A 17,132-nucleotide genomic window follows, 5' to 3' on the forward strand; every position below is an offset into this window, starting at 1 on the left:
CGGCGACATGGCTGCTAAGCGCTTCCCGGCAGTGACTCGCGCTGCATTTGCCCGATCAGCCACTGGCTGAGCTGCTGGCTGGCCGGCCCGGCATGCCTGGACGCATGGCAGGCGGCATGCCACTGCCTTACCTGCTCGGGCACATCGCGCTGGCCTTGCAGGAAATGGTGCAGCGGACAGTCGGCCAGGGCTGGCCGGGCGGCGGCCTGCGAGGGCTGGGCATACAGCCAGTGCTGGGCCAGTGCGCCCAGATAGCTGCTGATGTGGCCGGCAGCGGCAGGCAGGCGGAAGGTCGACTGCCAGTCGATAAAGCTGGCTTGCGCCATCGGCCGGGCCAGGCTGTAGCCCTGACCCTGCGTCGCCCCCAGGATGCAGGCGGCTTCCAGCATGCCGATGTCTTCCAGCCCCTCCACCACCACCTGTCGCTCCAGGTCCTGCCCCAGCTGCAGGATGGCGCGCATCAGTGCCAGGCTGGTCAGCGGGGTCTTGCGCAGGTTGAGCGTCAGGCTCTGGTCGATCTTGACCGTGTCAAAGGGCAGGGCGCTCAGCCTTTGCAGGCTGCTGTAGCCGGAGCCCAGATCATCCATCACCAGCTTGACGCCGGTCTGACGCAGCCGTTCGATGGCACGGTCCTGCTCGTGCGGGGCGATATCGGCGGTTTCCAGCAGTTCCAGGCTCAGCCGCCCGGCGGCCACGCCATGGCGCGCCAGGGCCTCGGCCACCCAGCGCGGGCAGTCCTTGTCCTGCAGGGTACAGGGAGCGATGTTCAGCGAGATGTCGATGTCCAGGCCCTGCCTGTCCAGCTCGGCCAGCTGGGTCAGCGCCTTGTCCAGCCCCAGGCGGAACAGGTGGTCGAGGTCGGCATCGCCCAGCAGCGGCAGGAAGACGCCGGGGCTGACAATCTGCCCGTCTTCCCTGATCAGCCTGGCCAGGGCTTCCACTTTCACCACCTTGCCCAGCTTGAGGTCGACCAACGGCTGCAGATAAAAGGTGAGGCCGCCGGCAAACAGCCGTTCGCGCAGGGCAATGGCCAGGTTTTGCTGGATGGCGGCCGCCGGCTTGGTGCAGGCGGCCAGGATCAGCTCCCAGCGGTGCTGCAGGCCCAGGGCAAACTGCTGCATGGTGGCCGATTCAAACTGGTTGGGATAGGCCCCGAACAGGCTGATGACGGCCACGGTCAGCCCGTCCTGGTTGCGCACCGGAATGCTCATGCTGGAGCGTATCCCTACTTTGCCGGCGTGCTGGTGCCAGCGGGCATAGCGCGGGTCATTGCCGTAGGAGGCCGAGCTGCAGATGCGGCCACTGCGCCAGGCAACCGCGCTCAGCCCCTGGCCGCGTGGTGAATTGGGATCGACCACGGCTTCCGAACCGGGCTGCTGCAACAGATCGGCCACGAACTGGCCTTGCGGGCCGCGGCTGTTCTCCGGCACGAAAACACCGTCGGACATCAGGCGCATCAGCAATACCGCCTGCATGCCGGGCAATCTGCCCAGCTGCTCCAGCTCGTTGCCGACGGCGTCGGTCCACAGCGTGCCCTGGTGCGGCATGGGCAGCGACAGGCTTTCCAGATACTCGCTTTGTACTTCTGCCGCCGCTTCCAGCTGGGCGTGCAGTTGTTCCTGCAGCCGGCTGTCGATGATTTCCAGCAGCCGGTAGCGCTGGCGTATCGGCAGCAGGGTGACGTTCAGCTGTTCGCTGAAATGGCTGCGGAACAGCTCCACGCTTTGGACCAGCAGCGCGGGGGTGACCCCGACCAGGCTGTGGATGCGGCCCAGCTGCCGGCTGTCGCGACGGATCTGATCGGCCTGCTGTTCCGGTGACAATATCTGCAGCAGAAAGTCGCGATGGGCGCGCTGCAGCTGCTCCAGCTCGGCGGGTTGCAGGCTGGCGAGGATGGCCAGGGCTTCGTGGGCCGGCCGGTTCTGCTGGTAGAAGCGGCTGATGTAAAGCTCGGTGGCGCGGCTGATCAGGCGGGCGGACTTGTGCAGCAGCTGGCTGGCTTCTGCACCGTAGAGTGCGAAATGGCTGCTTTCCTCGGCGTGATAGCCGGCCTCGTCCGCCACCATGCGCCACCAGCGCTGGCGGGTGGGTTTGTGCTGCTTGGCCTGGTACATGGCGGCATCGGCCTGGCGCATCAGGGCATCCGGTTCGATGCCGTCATGCGGGTAAAGGGCGATGCCCACCGTCATGCCCACTTCGGCCTCGATGCCGGCCTCCAGCGCAAAGGGCGATTCCACCGCCTGGTGCAGCCGCTGCAAGGCGCTTTCCAGTTGTTGCAGGGCGGCTTCTTCCTGCAGGTCTTCCATGATGACCACGAACTCATCGCCGCCCAGACGGGCGACAAAGTCGGTCTGGCGCAGCAAGGCCTGCAGGCGATGGGCCAGGTCCTTCAGCAGGCGGTCGCCCGCCTCATGGCCCCAGGTATCGTTGACCGGCTTGAAGTCGTCCAGATCGATCATGCACACCGCCACCAGCTTCTCGCTGCGCTGGGCGCGTGCCAGTGCCGCCGCCAGGTGGCGGGTGAGGGCAAAGCGGTTGGGCAGGGCGGTCAGCCAGTCGTGATGGGCGGCATTGATGATCAGCTCTTCATTGTGCTTGCGCTCGGTAATGTCCTGGCTGGTGCCGATGGCACGCAGGGCCAGACCCTGGGCATTGCGCGCCACCACCTTGCCGGTGCAGCGTATCCAGGTCCAGTCGCCACGGGCGTTGCGGTAGCGGAATTCCTGCTGAAAGCGGCTTTCGCTGCCGCGCAGCACGGCCATGCAGGCCTGGTAGACCTTCTGGTAATCGGCAGGGTGCACGTCGGCGAACATGGCACTGGCCCGGTAGCGTGCCGCCTGTTCCGGATGGCCCAGCATGCGCGCCCAGCGGGCATCAACACAGGCGCAATCCTGCAGGATGTCCATGTCCCACAGCGACAGCCGCGAGGCATCCAGCGCCAGCGACAGCTGTTCGTTGGCCTGCTGCAAGGCCAGTTCCGTGGCCTTGCGATCGGCAATGTCGGTGTAGGACAGCACAAAGCCCTGTATCGCGCCGGCTGCGTCGTACAGGGCATTGCCATGCAGCATGACGATGATGCTGCGGCCATCGCTGGCGATGCGGCGCACCTCGCCCTGAAACGGCAGCGTGGCATCCGGCCCGCAGCGAAAGCCGCCATCGCTCAGCCCATCCGCCGCCTCTGCGGGAATGATGATGTCGATGGATTGCCCCGTCAGGGTGGCACTGTCGTAGCCAAACAGCTGGCAGAAGGCCGGATTGGCATAATCTATGCGGCCCTGGGGGTCGAGAATGGCAAAGGCTTGCGAGCTCTGGTGCAGGGCTTGCTGGAAATTGGGCAGGGTCATGGTCCGGTCCTGCAGCGGGCGCTACGGCCACCCGGCTGGCAGCAAATAAGGTGTCATGTGCCGGCTTGCTGCGCGGCACTGTGGCTGATTTTACCCCAAACCATTGGCATTGCCGCCGGCCAGACCATGGCAAAGTGCGGCAAATAGCGGAAAAGCGGGCTTCTGTGTCGGCACGGCAATCGCTATCATGCTGCTTTTGCTCGACCTGAAACGACCGGCCCGGCCGGTCGCGCGGGCGAGCCACTGCCAGGACACCCCATGAGCACTGCACACCAAGCACTGATCCAAGCCCTGCCCAAGGCCGAACTGCACCTGCATATCGAAGGCAGCCTGGAACCGGAACTGATGTTCCGCCTGGCCGCGCGCAACGGCATCGCACTGCCTTATCCGACGGTGGAGGCACTGCGGGCGGCCTATGATTTTGACAATCTGCAATCCTTTCTCGACCTCTACTACGCCGGCGCCGGGGTATTGCAGACCGAGCAGGATTTCTACGAGCTGACCTGGGCCTATCTGTTGCGCTGCCGTGACGACCATGTCGTCCACACTGAAATCTTCTTCGATCCGCAAACCCATACCGCGCGTGGCATTGCCTTTGCCACGGTTTATCAGGGCATCCGGCGCGCCCTGGATGAGGGCCGCACCCAGCTGGGCATCAGTTCGCGGCTGATCATGTCATTCCTGCGCCATTTGAGCGAAGAAGACGGCTTTGCCGTACTGGAGCAAGCGCGCCCCTATCTTGCCGGCATTGACGGTTTCGGTCTGGACTCCAGTGAGGTGGGCCACCCGCCGTCCAAGTTTGCCCGGCTGTTTGCCGCCTGCCATGCGCTGGGTCTGCCCTGCGTGGCGCATGCCGGTGAAGAAGGCCCGCCGGCCTATGTGTGGGAGGCGCTGGACCTGCTCAAGGTATGCCGTATCGACCACGGTGTGCGGGCGCTGGAAGACGCGGCACTGGTGGCGCGGCTGGTGGCCGAGCGCATGCCGCTGACGGTGTGTCCGTATTCCAACGTCAAGCTGCGGGTGTTCGACCAGCTCAAGGATCACAATCTGCGCCAGCTCTTGCAGGCCGGGCTGTGTGCCACGGTGAACTCGGACGACCCGGCTTATTTTGGCGGCTATGTGCAGGAAAACTATCTGGGCTGCGCCCGCGAGCTGGGCCTGAGCCAGGCCGAGATCCTGCAGCTGTGCCAGAACGGTTTCGAGGCCAGCTGGCTGGCGCCGGCGGACAAGGCGCACTGGCTGGCGGAATGCGCGCGCATTGCCGCCGGCTTTGCCGACCCGGCCTAAGCGCTCAGGCCGGCCGCCAGCTGACGGGTCAGCTCGCCCGCCGGAATCGCCTGGCAGCCGCTGGCATTCTGGCCGCACCACAGCGGGCTGAAGTCGTCGCGGCCCAGTGCTTCGGCGGCGGCGCGCAAGGGGGCCAGTGCGCCGGAGGCCAGCGGAAAGGCCGGCACAGCCGGGTGGCGCGGGCCCAGTTCGCGCATCAGACGGTTGACGATGCCGCGGGCTGGCCGGCCACTGTAGAGCGTGGTCAGCGCAGTGTGCGCCGCGGCCGGGCTGCACAGTGCCGCACGGTGCAGGGCGCTGGTGTCGGCTTCCGGGCACAGCAGATAGGCCGTGCCCACTTGCACGCCAGCCGCACCCAGCCGCATGGCGGCTGCCACCCCGGCAGCATCGGCAATCCCGCCTGCAGCGATCACCGGAATGTCCAGCGCCTGCACGATCTGTGGCAGCAGGGCAAAGCTGCCCAGCTGCTCATCCAGATCATCATGCAGGAACATGCCGCGATGTCCGCCGGCTTCCAGCCCTTGCGCGATCACCGCATCGGCACCATTGGCTGCCAGCCAGCGGGCCTCGGCCACCGTGGTGGCGCTGGACAGCACCTTTGCGCCAGTGGCCTTGACCTGTTGCAGCAAGGCCGGGGCGGGCAGGCCAAAGTGAAAGCTCACCAGCGCCGGGCGGTAGTGGCTGACCAGATCCGCCATCTGCTGATTGAAGGGCAGGCGTCCGGCGCCGCCGGCTGCCGTCGGGACGATGCCCAGCTCCTGGTAGAAGGGCGCCAGCAGCGCCTGCCAGCCGGCCAGCGCGGCCGGATCGTCTGCCGGTGGCTGATGGCAGAAAAAGTTGAGGTTGTACGGCTGCCGGCCCAGCTGTTGCAGTGCCTCCAGTTCCTGTTGCAACTGGCTGGCAGAGAGCATGGCGGCGGGCAGCGAGCCCACGGCGCCAGCCTGGCTGACCGCGATGGCCAGCCGGCTACCCTGCACGCCAGCCATCGGGGCCTGGATGATGGAAAAGGGGATGTCCAGCCATTGCGCCAGCGTCATGTTCGGTCCTTGTCGGCTCGGTGGAGAGTGCAGCATGGGCCGGCCGTCGCGGCTTGAACAGGCTGCTCAACTTGTCCGCCGAGTATGACAGCACCGCTTCCCTTGTGGGGCAGGCCGTACCCGGAAACTGTCGCACCGCTGCTACCTTGCCCGTTTTCCACCCGCTCCTGCGGGCATTTGGCCTGCGATGGCCGCGGTTTTGCGCCATAATCAGCCAGAACATACCTGTTTTTGATTGCAATCGGGGCCATACGATAAAAAGGGCTATCAAGCCATGCTGACAGTCAAGAGCAAGCTGCTGCTGCTCTCCCGTTACTACTGGTTGATCCTGCTGGTATTCATCGCCTTTGTCGTCAGCTTTGTGCTGTATGTGCAGGCAGAAAAAGCCATCGACCGTGCCAACGATGCACGCCACGCATCCATTTTGCTGGCCGGCGAATTGCGCCAGTCTTCCGATGACCTGACCCGCATGGTGCGAACCTATGTGGTGACCGGCGATCCCGTCTATCAGCAGCATTACCGCGAAATCCTGGCCATCCGCGAGGGCAAGGCCCCGCGCCCGCTGGACTACCAGAACATCTACTGGGATCTGGTACTGGACGATGCCCATCGACCGCAGGCCGCCAGTGCCGCTCCCTCCTTGCTGCAACGCATGCGTGCAGCCGGCTTTACCCCCGAGGAAATGGCCAGGCTGGCCGAGGCCAAGGCCAAATCCGATGCCCTGACCCGTACCGAATGGGCGGCCATGGCACTGGTGGCATCCGCCCCGGCACTGGACTCCCCGCAACGGCAGCAAGCCATCCGCATGTTGCACGATGCCGCCTATCACCGTGCCAAGGCTGCCATCATGCAGCCGATTGCCGAATTCAACCGCCTCTCTGCCCAGCGTACCTTGCAGGCGGTGGAGGATGCCGAGCGCTATGCCTTGCAGCTGCGCTGTATATTCGTGGCCTTCGGCCTGCTGTTGCTGCCCTTGCTGTGGGGGCAGCGGCGTAATCTGCTCAATGTACTGGGTGGCAGTGTGACCGAGCTGCACAGCAGCATCTCCCGCCTGGGCAGCGGTGACTTTTCGCAGCCGGTGCCGCTGGGCAGCTATAGCCGGCACAGCGTGATGGGCTGGCTGGCGGAAACCCGCGACAAGCTGCAGCGCCTGGATGCCGCCCGCCGTCAGGCCGATGCCCACAATCAGCGCCTGACCGGGCTTTACAATGCGCTGAGCCAGTGCAATCAGGCCATTGTGCGCAGCCGTACCCAGCTTGAGCTGTTTGAGCGGATGTGCCAGGCCGCGGTGGAGCATGGCGGCATGAAAATGGTATGGGTGGGGCTGCTGGATGAAGAGGCAAGACATATCCGGCCACTGTGCGCCGACGGCAGCGGCACCGAGTATCTGGTTGATTTGCCGCTGGCAACCGCTGCGGCCGATCCGCTCAGCCAGGGCCCCACCGGCCGTGCCGTGCAGACCGGTCTGGCGCAATGGTGCCAGGATTTCCAGCATGACCCTGCCACCGCACCCTGGCATGACCGTGCCATGCTTTATGGCTGGGGGGCCTCGGCAGCACTGCCCTTGCAGTGCAATGGCCGGATCATCGGCGCACTCACCCTGTACAGTGGCGAGCCGCATGCCTTTGACGAGGCGGCGCGCATGCTGATCGAGGAAATGGTGATGGACCTGGACTATGCGCTGGACAGCTTCCAGCGCGAACAGGAGCGGCAGGCCGCCAATACCGCCTTGCAGCTGAGCGAACAGCGCTTGCGCACCATCATCGAAACCGAGCCGGAATGCATCAAGGTAGTGGGGTCCGCAGGCCAGCTGCTGGAAATGAACCGGGCCGGCATGGCCATGCTGCAGGCTGACAGCCTGCAGCAGATCCAGCAGCTGGGCCTGATGCATTTCGTATTGCCCGAGTACCATGCCGCCTTCATGCAGCTGCACCAGCAGGTGATGAGCGGGCAGAGCGCTACGCTGGAATTCGAAATATGCGGCCTGCACGGGCAGCGGCGCTGGCTGGAAACCCATGCCGCGCCCATGCGCGACGAAGGGGGCTCCATCAGCATGTTGCTGGCGATTACCCGTGATATCACCCTGCGCAAACAGAACGAGCAGCATATCCGTTATCTGGCCCATTACGATGTGCTGACCGGCCTGCCCAACCGGGTGATGCTGGAAGAACAGGCCGAGCGGATACTGCAGCAGGCGGCCCGCCAGCAGCAGGCGCAGGCCTTGATATTCCTCGACCTCGATCACTTCAAGGACATCAATGATTCGCTGGGCCACAGCGTCGGCGATGCCTTGCTGGTGCAATTGGCCGCCAGATTGCGCCGGGTGCTGCCGGATGGTGCGCTGGTGTCCCGGCTGGGAGGCGACGAGTTCGTGCTGCTGTTGCCGGATAGCGATGCCGCGCTGGCCGAGGCGCTGGCCCGGCAGCTGCTGGACGATATCGCCCGCCCCTACCAGGTGGCGCCTTACGATCTGAATGTTTCGGCCTCCATCGGCATTGCGCTGTACCCACAGGATGGCCGGGATCTGGAAACCCTGTCGCGCCGTGCCGATGCCGCGATGTACCTGGCCAAGAAGGCCGGCCGCAGCTGTTTCCGTTTCTATACCACGGCGATTCAGGAAAAGGCCGCGCGTCATCTGCAGCTGGTGAATGCACTGCGTGTGGCACTGGAACAGCAGCAGCTCAGCATCCATTACCAGCCGCAGCTTTCCATGGCCGATGGCCGGCTGGTCGGCGCCGAGGCACTGCTGCGCTGGGCGCATCCGGAGCTGGGCCATATCTCGCCGGCAGAGTTCATTCCGGTTGCCGAGGACTGCGGCCTGATCCTGCCGCTGGGCGAATGGGTGCTGCGTCATGCCGTCCGTCAGGCACGGCAGTGGCGCGAGCAGGGGCTGGAACTGGTGATGGCGGTCAATCTGTCGGCCGTGCAATTCCGCCAGCCCGACCTGCCGGCGCTGGTGGCGCGCATTCTGCAGGAAGAGGGCTTGCCCGCCAGCGCGCTGGAACTGGAACTGACCGAAGGCGTGGCCATGTACGACCCGCAACAGGCCATCGCGGTGATGAATGCCTTGCACGAGCAGGGTGTGCGCATGTCCATCGACGATTTCGGCACCGGTTATTCCTCGCTGAACCTGCTCAAGCAGTTCCGCGTCTACAAGCTGAAAATCGACCAGAGCTTTGTGCGCGACATCGTGACCGATCCGGAAGATCGCGCCATTGTCGCCGCCATCATCGACATGGCGGAAAACCTGGGCCTGCTGACCATTGCCGAGGGGGTGGAGACCGGAGAGCAGCTCAGCTGGCTACGCGCCCAGGGCTGTGATGAGCTGCAGGGTTACCTGTTCAGCCGGCCGCTGCCGGCCGCGGCCTTTGCCGCCTATGCGCAGCAGCACCAGCCGGCCACCGCACTGCTGCGTTCATGAGCCGGCCAGGCTGGCCGGCAGCTGTTGTTGCCGGGCCGGTGGCGTGCTGCCGCCATGCTGGGCGGGCCAGGTTGCGGCCAGCCAGTCCTGCAGCTGGCCGGCGGGCAGGGCCGGGCTGAACAGATAGCCCTGTATCACCTGGCAGCCTTGCGCCACCAGGAAGTCGTACTGGGCAGCGGTTTCCACGCCTTCGGCAATCACGGTCAGGCCCAGGCTGTGGCCCAGGGCAATGACCGCCTTGCAGATGGCGGCATCGTTGGGGTTGTCCAGTACGTCGCGTACAAAGCTGCGGTCGATCTTGACCTGGTCCAGCGGCAGTTGCCGCAGGTAGGACAGCGAGGAATAACCGGTGCCGAAATCATCCAGGGCAAAGGTGATGCCCAGCTGGCGCAGGCTGTTCATCTTGCTGGCCGCGTCGTCCAGCTTCATCAGCAGCAGGCTTTCGGTGATTTCCAGTTTCAGTAGCGCCGGGTTGGCGCCGCTGTCCTGCAGCAGGTGGCGCAGGCGGCTGACAAAATCGCTCTGGTGGAACTGGCGGGCGCTGACATTGACGGCAATGCTCAGCCCGGCGGTGGCGGCATGGCCGGCCCAGGCGGCCAGCTGGGTGCAGGCTTGTTGCAGCACCCAGTGGTCGATGGCCAGGATCAGATTGCTCTGTTCCGCCAGCGGAATGAAGGCGCCGGGCAGGCGCAGCCCCTGTTGCGGGCTATGCCAGCGCAGCAGTGCCTCCACGCTCTGGCAGGGGTGGCCATGGCGGATCTGCGGCTGGTAATGCAGGCTGAGTTCGCCGTTTTCCAGTGCCTGGTGCAGCTCGGCTTCCAGCCGGGTGCGGGCATTGATTTCCGCCTGCATCAGCGGATCGAAAAAGCGCAGGGTATTGCGGCCGGCCGCTTTGGCCTGGTACATGGCCAGATCGGCTTGCTTGAGGATGTCTTCGGTGCTGTCGTGCTCCCCGGCAAACAGGGCGATGCCCAGGCTGCAACTGCCGCGGTAGTCGTGGCCGCGCAGCTGGTAAGGCTGTTTGAGCTGCGCCAGGATCTTGCGGCCGACGCTTTCCGCCTCGCGCAGTGCCGTTTCACGCTGCAGGCCCAGGTCCTCCAGCAATACGATGAATTCGTCGCCCCCCAGTCGTGCCACGGTATCGCCCACGCGCAGGCAGTGGCGCAGACGGGCGGCCACCTCCTGCAGCAGCAGGTCGCCGATGTCATGGCCCATGGTGTCGTTCAGCGACTTGAAGTTGTCCAGATCGAGGAATAACAGCGCGCCGTACTGCTGCTGGCGGTGTGCCGCATCCAGCGCATGTTGCAGCCGCTCCAGCAGCAGGCGGCGGTTGGGCAGGTGGGTGAGGGCATCGTAAAACGCCAGGGTCTGGATGGCGTCGGCGGCAGCCTTGCGTTCGGTGATGTCCTGGAAGATGGCCACGTAGTGGCTGGTCTGGCCATCGCTGTCGTGCACGGCGGTAATGGTGAGCCATTCCGGGAAGACTTCGCCGTTCTGGCGGCTGTTCCAGATTTCGCCCTGCCAGCGGCCAACTTGCAGCAGCGATTGCCACAGCTGCTGGTAGAACGCTGGCGGATGGCGGTGCGAGCTGAGAATGGCCGGGGTCTTGCCCACCACTTCGGCGCTGCTGTAGCCGGTAATCTGGCAGAAGGACGGATTCACCCGCAGGATCACCCCGTCGCGGTCGGTCACCATGATGCCTTCCTGGGTCAGGAAGGTGGTGGCGGCAATGCGCAGCTCGGCCTCCATGGCCTTGGCCTGGCTGATGTCGGCGATATAGCCGTACCAGGTGACGTACGGGCCTTCCTGTTCGGGCAGGGCATCCACCCGCAGCCATTTGAGCTGGCCATCGGGCCGCACGATGCGGTACTCGATATGCCATAGCGTCAGGTTGGCGGCCGAGGCATGCATGGCACTGAAGAAGGCATCCGCATCGTCCGGATGCAGCATGGCGCGCATGGGGTCGGCGTTGTGGCTGACTGCCTGCGGGCTCAGACCGTACAGATCCAGTAAAGCCTCGCTGGCAAAGGGCAGGCAGCCGTGGCCATCTTCGAACAGGCGGTACTGGAACACCACGCCGGGAATATGCGACACGATCTTGCGCAGCAGCCGGTTGGCGGCATGTTCGCCGGCTTGCTCTTCTTCGCGCAGGATGCGCTCCAGCAAGCCGTTGAACGAGCTGGCCAGCAGGCCGAGCTCATCTTGCTGCCGCACCGGCAGCGCCTGCTTGGGCAGGGTGCCATCGCGCATGCCGGCCAGCAGCGTGGTGGCCTCGGACAGCGGCAGCAGCTGCCGGCGCAGCCACCACCAGCTGAAACCGCCTGCCAGCAGAGTCAGGCACAGTGCCAGGCCAAACAGCTGCCGTTGCAGGGTGCGGATGGGGGCAAAGGCTTCGGTGGTCGGCAATACCGCCTGCATCAGCCAGCCGGTGGACGGAATGCGCACGCTGGAGGACAGCTCGGCCACGCCGTGTGAGCTGACGGCAATGCCCGAACCCTGGTAACCCGACAGATAGCGGTCATACAGCGGGTTGATGCCCGGGGCGGGGCCCGGCTGCAGCAGGCGGCGCTTGTCGGATGACACCATGTAGCGACGGCTGTGCGGCACGGTAATGAAATAATCACCGGTGGCGCCATACTTGGCCGAACTGATGTCATCCAGAAAATTGGGCCGGGCCAGGTTGGTCACGCCCATGATCATCCCCACCAGCCGGCCATCAGGGGCGCGCAAGGGTTGAAGCATCGAAATGACCGGCTGGCCGGTGTGCTGGCCGAACATGGGTTCGGTAATGCTGGCCTGGCCCGCTTGCATGGCCTGGCGGAAAAAATCGCGCTGGCCATAAGACACCCCGTTGCGCCCGAGCGAACCCGGAATGCTGGCGCGGGCGACGCCCTGTGCGTCCAGTACCACGATGCCCCAGTTGAACATCAGCTGCAGCAGCGGTCGCCGTTCCAGCTGTGGCTGGAGGCTGTCCTCGCGCAGCGGGATGTTGTTCAGCTGCTCGGCCAGCGATTGCAGGATCAGCATGCGCTCCTTGACCGAGCGGTCCACCTCGCGTGCGGCCAGCGACACGGCGGAAAACTGCTGGGCCGAGATGGTGTCCTCCATTTGCCGGCGCAGGCTGTGGCTGATGAGCAGGGTGGCCAGCCACAGGGTGATGACCAGTGCCAGCAGCATGCCGAGGGTGATGCGGGTGCGCAGGGAAGTCCTGCCCGTCAGGTGAAAGTGCTTGCCCATGATGTCTGTCGCTGCCAGAGAAAAGCGCTTGCAGCCAGCATAGCGGAGCCCGCGCGGGCTGTAAGGCCGTGTCCGGCGCAAACAGGACAATCTCTGCGCCGGATCAAGATTCCTGCACGGCCATATGCGGTCAGAGCCAGGCCTGGCCGGCCTTTGCCTGCCTTACCAGTTGGTTTCACGGTCCGGGGTGGCCGTGATCTGGTGGATGGTCAGGTCGGCGCCGTTGAACTCTTCTTCCTCATCCAGCCGGATGCCCACGGTCTTGCGCAGCAAGGCATACACCAGATAACCGCCGCCAAAACCGATGGCGATGCCCGCCAGTGTGCCCAGCACTTGCGACAGCAGGCTGACGCCGCCCAGCCCGCCCAGTGCGCTCTGGCCGAAGATGCCGGCAGCAATGCCGCCCCAGGCACCGCAGATGCCGTGCAGCGGCCATACCCCCAGCACATCGTCGATCTTCCAGCGGTTCTGGGTCTGGGTGAATAGCCAGACAAACAGGCCACCGGCCACCAGCCCCACCAGCAGCGCACCCAGCGGATGCATGATGTCCGAGCCGGCACATACCGCCACCAGGCCGGCCAGCGGGCCGTTGTGAATGAAGCCGGGGTCGTTCTTGCCGGCCCACATGGCGCTGAGCGTACCGCCCACCATGGCCATCAGCGAGTTGATGGCTACCAGCCCGGAAATGCCGTTCAGACGCTGGGCGCTCATCACATTAAAGCCGAACCAGCCGACGATCAGGATCCACGCGCCCAGTGCCAGAAACGGAATGGAAGAGGGCGGATGGGCGGAGATGCGGCCTTCCTTGCTGTAGCGGCCACGCCGCGCGCCCAGGTTGAGCACCGCGGCCAGGCCGATCCAGCCGCCCACCGCATGCACCACCACCGAACCGGCAAAGTCATGGAAAGGCTGGCCAAAGCTGTGGCTCAGCCAGTCCTGCACGCCATAGTGATTGTTCCAGGCCATGCCTTCGAAAAAGGGATAGACCAGCCCCACCAGCAGAAAGGTGGCGGCCGATTGCGGGTGGAATTTGGCGCGCTCGGCGATACCGCCGGACACAATGGCGGGAATGGCGGCGGCAAAGGTCAGCAGAAAGAAAAACTTCACCAGCTCATAGCCATTGTGCTGGGCAATATGGCTGGCATCGCCCAGAAAATTGATGCCATAAGCCACGCTGTAGCCAACAAAGAAATAGGCAATGGCCGACACGGCAAAGTCGGTCAGGATCTTGACCAGGGCATTGACCTGGTTTTTCTTGCGGACGGTGCCCAGCTCCAGAAAGGCGAAGCCTGCATGCATGGCCAGGATCATGATGGCCCCCAGCAGCAGGAACAGTACATCGGAAGGTGAATTCGAGTTTGGCATGGCGAGTCCCGTTGTTGTCGGCTTTTATCGGGCTTGCATCAAGCAAGGGGAGTGCCAGCCTGCTGCTGACGGCACCAATTTGAATCACCATCGCCCGAAAATGGTGATGTTGCGCCCGCTTCCGGTGAATCTGGCAGGCGGCGGCGACGGCGGTGCTGGTGCGTTCATGCACCAAAACGGTGTTTCATGACGTATTTATGCTGTTAATTGGTGCATTCTGGATAAATGGCACCGCCGCGGTGCGGGGTGCTGCCATGGCAGCCAGCCCCCTGCCGTGGCCCCTGCCATGCGGCAAGCCGCCATGCCTGCGGCAGTTGCCGTGAGCCGAGCGAATTTTCGTAAAAATACTTAGGTATAAAGCATGACAAGCAGCTACATTCAAACGGTGAATTGAAAAAGAAGAAATACAATCGTGGCCTTCAATAAAAACAGCCTGCTTACGGGGATAATCGGCTGCCTGCTGTGTTGCCAGCTGGCCGTGGCCAAGGATGTGCTGCGGGTGCTGGCCTGGCCCGGCTATGCCGACCCGGATGTGGTACATGCCTTCGAGCAACGCTTCCAGGTCAGCGTGGAGGTGACCTTTGTCGACTCGGACGAAGCGCTGTGGGCAAAGATGCATGCCGTCGCCGGCCCGCGTTTCGATGTGCTGGCCGCCAATACCGCCGAAATGCAGCGCTACTTTGCCGCCGGTCTGCTCAAGCCGCTGGACCCGGCCTTGCTGCCCAATACCCGGCGTCAGCTGCCACGCTTTCGCAATCTGGCGGCCATTCCCGGCCTGCAGCAGCAAGGCCGGCTGTATGCCGTTCCCTTTACCTATTCCACCATGGGCATCATCTATGACCGGCGGCAGTTTGCCGTGCCGCCTGACAGCATGAATGTGCTGTGGGACCCGCGTTATCGCCACAAGGTGCTCGACTTCAATAGCGGACAGCACAATTTCTCGTTTACCGCGCTGGCCAGCGGCATCGCACAGCCGTTTGCGCTGAGCGCGGCGCAGCGCGACCGCCTGGTGCAGCGGCTGATTGCGCTGCGGCGCAATGTCCTGACTTTTTACAGCCTGCCGGAAGAGGGAACCGAATTGTTCATCCGCCACAAGATCGCGCTGATGTTTGGCAATTACGGCACCCAGCAGCTGAATTCGCTGCGCCAGGCCGGGGCCGATGTGGGCTATGCCATTCCGCGGGAAGGTGTGCTGGCCTGGCTGGATTGCTGGGCGATGACGGCAGCCAGCAGCAAGCCACGGCTGGCGCAGCAATGGATCAACTACATGCTGGAGCCGGCGGTCAGTGGCTTGCTGCCGGCCCGCCAGGGGCTGGCCAATACCCTCAGTGCCAGTGACGAACTGAAACCCGGCGCCAAAGTGCTGTGGTTGCAGCCGGTGGAAAACGCCGCGCTGCGCGAAGCACTGTGGCAAAAGATCTATTCCGGCGACCGGCCGGGGAGTTTCTGAATCATGCGCTCCGGTCTGCTGGTGAAACTGGCGCTGCTGCTGGCGGTGTTCGGCATCTTGTCGTCCGGCCTGACCGGCTATTACGCCTTTAGCGCCCACCGCACCATGCTGGTGTCGGCAGCCCAGGGCGATTTGCTGACGGCGGCGCGCGGGGTAAACCGCCGCCTGCTGCAGGCCGAGGAAGAAGCGGCCGATGACGCCATGCTGCTGGCGCGGCTGGTACAGGTGGCACAGGTGATCAATGGCCATGGCGACCGCCCTGCCCGGCAGGCGCGCGATGAGCTGGCACAGGCTTTTGCCGGCATGCTGGCCCTGCATCCCGAATACTTGCAGGTCAGGTTGATCGGTGCTGCGGACAACGGGCTGGAACTGGTCAGGGTGGATAGCGCCGGCGGGCTCACCCTGCGGGTGGATGGTCAGGACTTGCAGGAAAAAGGCCATTTCCCCTATGTGTTTGAAACCCTGGCCTTGCCGGCCGGGCAGATCTACCAGTCGGCCATCGGTGTCAATCACGAGCGTGGTGCGCACGACGCCGAGGGACGCCCCGGACTGATGGTGGCCACCCCCCTGCCGCGCAGCGATGGCCAGCCGGGCGGCCTGCTGGTGATCAATCTCGATCTGGAGCGGCTAGTGGGCCAGCTGCGTGCCGACCTGCCCAAGGGCTATCAGCTGTATATCGCCAATCGCTGGGGCGATTTCCTGGTGCATCCCGACCCGGCGCAAACCTTCGGCTTCGAGCAGGGACGGCGCATCCTGATGCAGGACAGCTTTGCCGCCACCCAGCCGCTGTTCGAGCGCAAGCTCAACAATCTGGCGCTCAGCGGCCTGGAACAGCCGCAACAGGCCGCCGGCCGGGTCATGGCCTTTGTGCGCCAGCCGGTGGGGCAGGGCAATCACGACGACTTCGTGGTGACCGGCCTGGTACAGCCACTGGATGCGGTGCTGGAAAGCGCCGTGCCGCTGGGACAGCGCATCATCCACATGGTGCTGGCCTTCAGCATCATCGCCATTTTGCTGGCCGTGGTGTTCGCCCGTGCCATGCTGCGGCCCATCAACACCCTGGCCCAGGCTGCCAGCAGTTTTTCCGAAACCCAGCTGCAGCAGGTGCTGCCAGTGGAACGCAATGATGAAATCGGCGTGCTGGCACGCAATTTCGAACGCATGCAGCGACAGATCAACAGCCACATGGCCAGCTTGTACGACAATCAGCGCGAGCTGAGCTATCTGGCACACCACGACAGCCTGACCGGGCTGGCCAACCGCTCGCTGTTCTTCCAGCGGCTGGAGCAGCTGTTGCAGCTATCGCAGCGCAATGGCGCGCCCTTCGCCGTGTTGTTTGTCGATCTGGATCACTTCAAGGAAGTAAACGATCTGCATGGTCATGCCATCGGCGACCAGGTGTTGCAGATCGTCGCCCGCCGCCTGCTGCATACCGTGCGCGGCAGCGATATGGTGGCGCGCATGGGGGGGGACGAATACCTGATCCTGTTGCAGGGCAACTTCAGCGATGACGCGCTGGGCGAACTGATAGACAAGCTGCGACTGAGCATCAGCGAAGCCATGACGGTGGCCGGCCAGCGGCTGGAAGTGGGCGCCAGCATCGGCTACAGCCTGTATCCGCGTGATGGCAGCACGGCCGAGCAGCTGGTCAACGAGGCCGATCATGCCATGTACCATGTCAAGTCCGGCCGGCGTGGCGGCAAAGTCAACAGCTTGCCCTGCGGCTGAGCGGCTGGCGTCGCTGGCACCGGGCAGGGCGCGCCGCTGCCGACAGCACAGGGCGAGAATCCACCTACGCCGTTGCAGGTTTTTTGTCAGGGCGGTTTCAAGAGCTAAGTGCAACACCAACCAATTAAAGGTTAAGTTGTTGCATGCAAAGAACTTATGAGCACCTCAGTGCCGAAGAACGCGGGTTCATCATGGCAATGAAACAGCAGGGAGAGAGTGCCAGGGCCATTGCAAAGGCATTGCACCGGGCTCCCAGCACGATT

10 protein-coding genes are annotated in these 17,132 nt (G+C 64.2%); 6 read left to right on the forward strand and 4 right to left on the reverse strand.

All coding sequences use genetic code 11. The features are described 5' to 3' along the window. Positions 1-14 precede the first annotated feature (14 nt). Entirely contained in the window at positions 15-3,344 is a 3,330-nt protein-coding gene (locus tag DFR38_RS19390) for an EAL domain-containing protein (RefSeq protein ID WP_110313818.1), read from the reverse strand. Between the two features lie 258 nt (positions 3,345-3,602). Here DFR38_RS19390 and DFR38_RS19395 point away from each other — a divergent pair, with 258 nt between their 5' ends. Next, positions 3,603-4,631, forward strand: a complete 1,029-nt coding sequence (locus DFR38_RS19395; protein WP_110313819.1) for an adenosine deaminase — start codon at positions 3,603-3,605, stop codon at positions 4,629-4,631. Here DFR38_RS19395 and DFR38_RS19400 read toward each other — a convergent pair. Beyond that, positions 4,628-5,668, reverse strand: coding sequence for an NAD(P)H-dependent flavin oxidoreductase (locus DFR38_RS19400; protein ID WP_110313820.1), 1,041 nt, complete (start codon positions 5,666-5,668; stop codon positions 4,628-4,630). The genes DFR38_RS19395 and DFR38_RS19400 overlap by 4 nt on opposite strands. 274 nt (positions 5,669-5,942) lie before the next feature. On the opposite strand from DFR38_RS19400, the gene DFR38_RS19405 reads away from it, so the two are divergent. Next, on the forward strand, positions 5,943-9,089 hold the full coding sequence (locus DFR38_RS19405) for a putative bifunctional diguanylate cyclase/phosphodiesterase (protein WP_110313821.1): 3,147 nt from the start codon (positions 5,943-5,945) through the stop codon (positions 9,087-9,089). Here DFR38_RS19405 and DFR38_RS19410 read toward each other — a convergent pair. Together DFR38_RS19410 and DFR38_RS19415 are read right to left on the reverse strand one after the other, a co-directional pair. Then, a complete protein-coding gene (locus DFR38_RS19410; RefSeq protein ID WP_110313822.1) occupies positions 9,084-12,326 on the reverse strand; it encodes a bifunctional diguanylate cyclase/phosphodiesterase in 3,243 nt (1,080 codons plus the stop codon). The genes DFR38_RS19405 and DFR38_RS19410 overlap by 6 nt on opposite strands. Before the next feature lie 162 nt (positions 12,327-12,488). Then, on the reverse strand, positions 12,489-13,691 hold the full coding sequence (locus DFR38_RS19415; protein WP_059287156.1) for an ammonium transporter: 1,203 nt from the start codon (positions 13,689-13,691) through the stop codon (positions 12,489-12,491). Between DFR38_RS19415 and DFR38_RS21140 the strand changes: the two genes are divergently transcribed. The 4 genes from DFR38_RS21140 to DFR38_RS21950 form a co-directional block, all read left to right on the forward strand. Then, positions 13,690-13,881: a hypothetical protein gene (locus DFR38_RS21140; RefSeq protein ID WP_146216025.1), complete on the forward strand. Its 192-nt coding sequence runs from the start codon at positions 13,690-13,692 to the stop codon at positions 13,879-13,881. The genes DFR38_RS19415 and DFR38_RS21140 overlap by 2 nt on opposite strands. A gap of 222 nt (positions 13,882-14,103) precedes the next feature. Next, entirely contained in the window at positions 14,104-15,141 is a 1,038-nt protein-coding gene (locus tag DFR38_RS19420) for an extracellular solute-binding protein (RefSeq protein ID WP_239688792.1), read from the forward strand. Between the two features lie 3 nt (positions 15,142-15,144). Next, entirely contained in the window at positions 15,145-16,869 is a 1,725-nt protein-coding gene (locus DFR38_RS19425; RefSeq protein ID WP_059287155.1) for a diguanylate cyclase domain-containing protein, read from the forward strand. Positions 16,870-17,012: 143 nt separating this feature from the next. Continuing rightward, positions 17,013-17,132: helix-turn-helix domain-containing protein (locus DFR38_RS21950; RefSeq protein ID WP_146215901.1), on the forward strand; the 120-nt coding region annotated here is incomplete at its 3' end.

This window comes from Aquitalea magnusonii (genome assembly GCF_003202035.1).
GTDB lineage: Bacteria > Pseudomonadota > Gammaproteobacteria > Burkholderiales > Chromobacteriaceae > Aquitalea > Aquitalea magnusonii.

Excerpts from the sequence above, each read along its gene's own strand:
- DFR38_RS19410 (WP_110313822.1), bottom strand. The coding sequence starts at position 12,326 with ATGGGCAAGCACTTTCACCTGACGGGCAGGACTTCCCTGCGCACCCGC.
- DFR38_RS19395 (WP_110313819.1), top strand. The coding sequence starts at position 3,603 with ATGAGCACTGCACACCAAGCACTGATCCAAGCCCTGCCCAAGGCCGAA.
- DFR38_RS19405 (WP_110313821.1), top strand. The coding sequence starts at position 5,943 with ATGCTGACAGTCAAGAGCAAGCTGCTGCTGCTCTCCCGTTACTACTGG.
- DFR38_RS19415 (WP_059287156.1), bottom strand. The coding sequence starts at position 13,691 with ATGCCAAACTCGAATTCACCTTCCGATGTACTGTTCCTGCTGCTGGGG.
- DFR38_RS19400 (WP_110313820.1), bottom strand. The coding sequence starts at position 5,668 with ATGACGCTGGCGCAATGGCTGGACATCCCCTTTTCCATCATCCAGGCC.
- DFR38_RS19390 (WP_110313818.1), bottom strand. The coding sequence starts at position 3,344 with ATGACCCTGCCCAATTTCCAGCAAGCCCTGCACCAGAGCTCGCAAGCC.
- DFR38_RS21140 (WP_146216025.1), top strand. The coding sequence starts at position 13,690 with ATGGCGAGTCCCGTTGTTGTCGGCTTTTATCGGGCTTGCATCAAGCAA.
- DFR38_RS19425 (WP_059287155.1), top strand. The coding sequence starts at position 15,145 with ATGCGCTCCGGTCTGCTGGTGAAACTGGCGCTGCTGCTGGCGGTGTTC.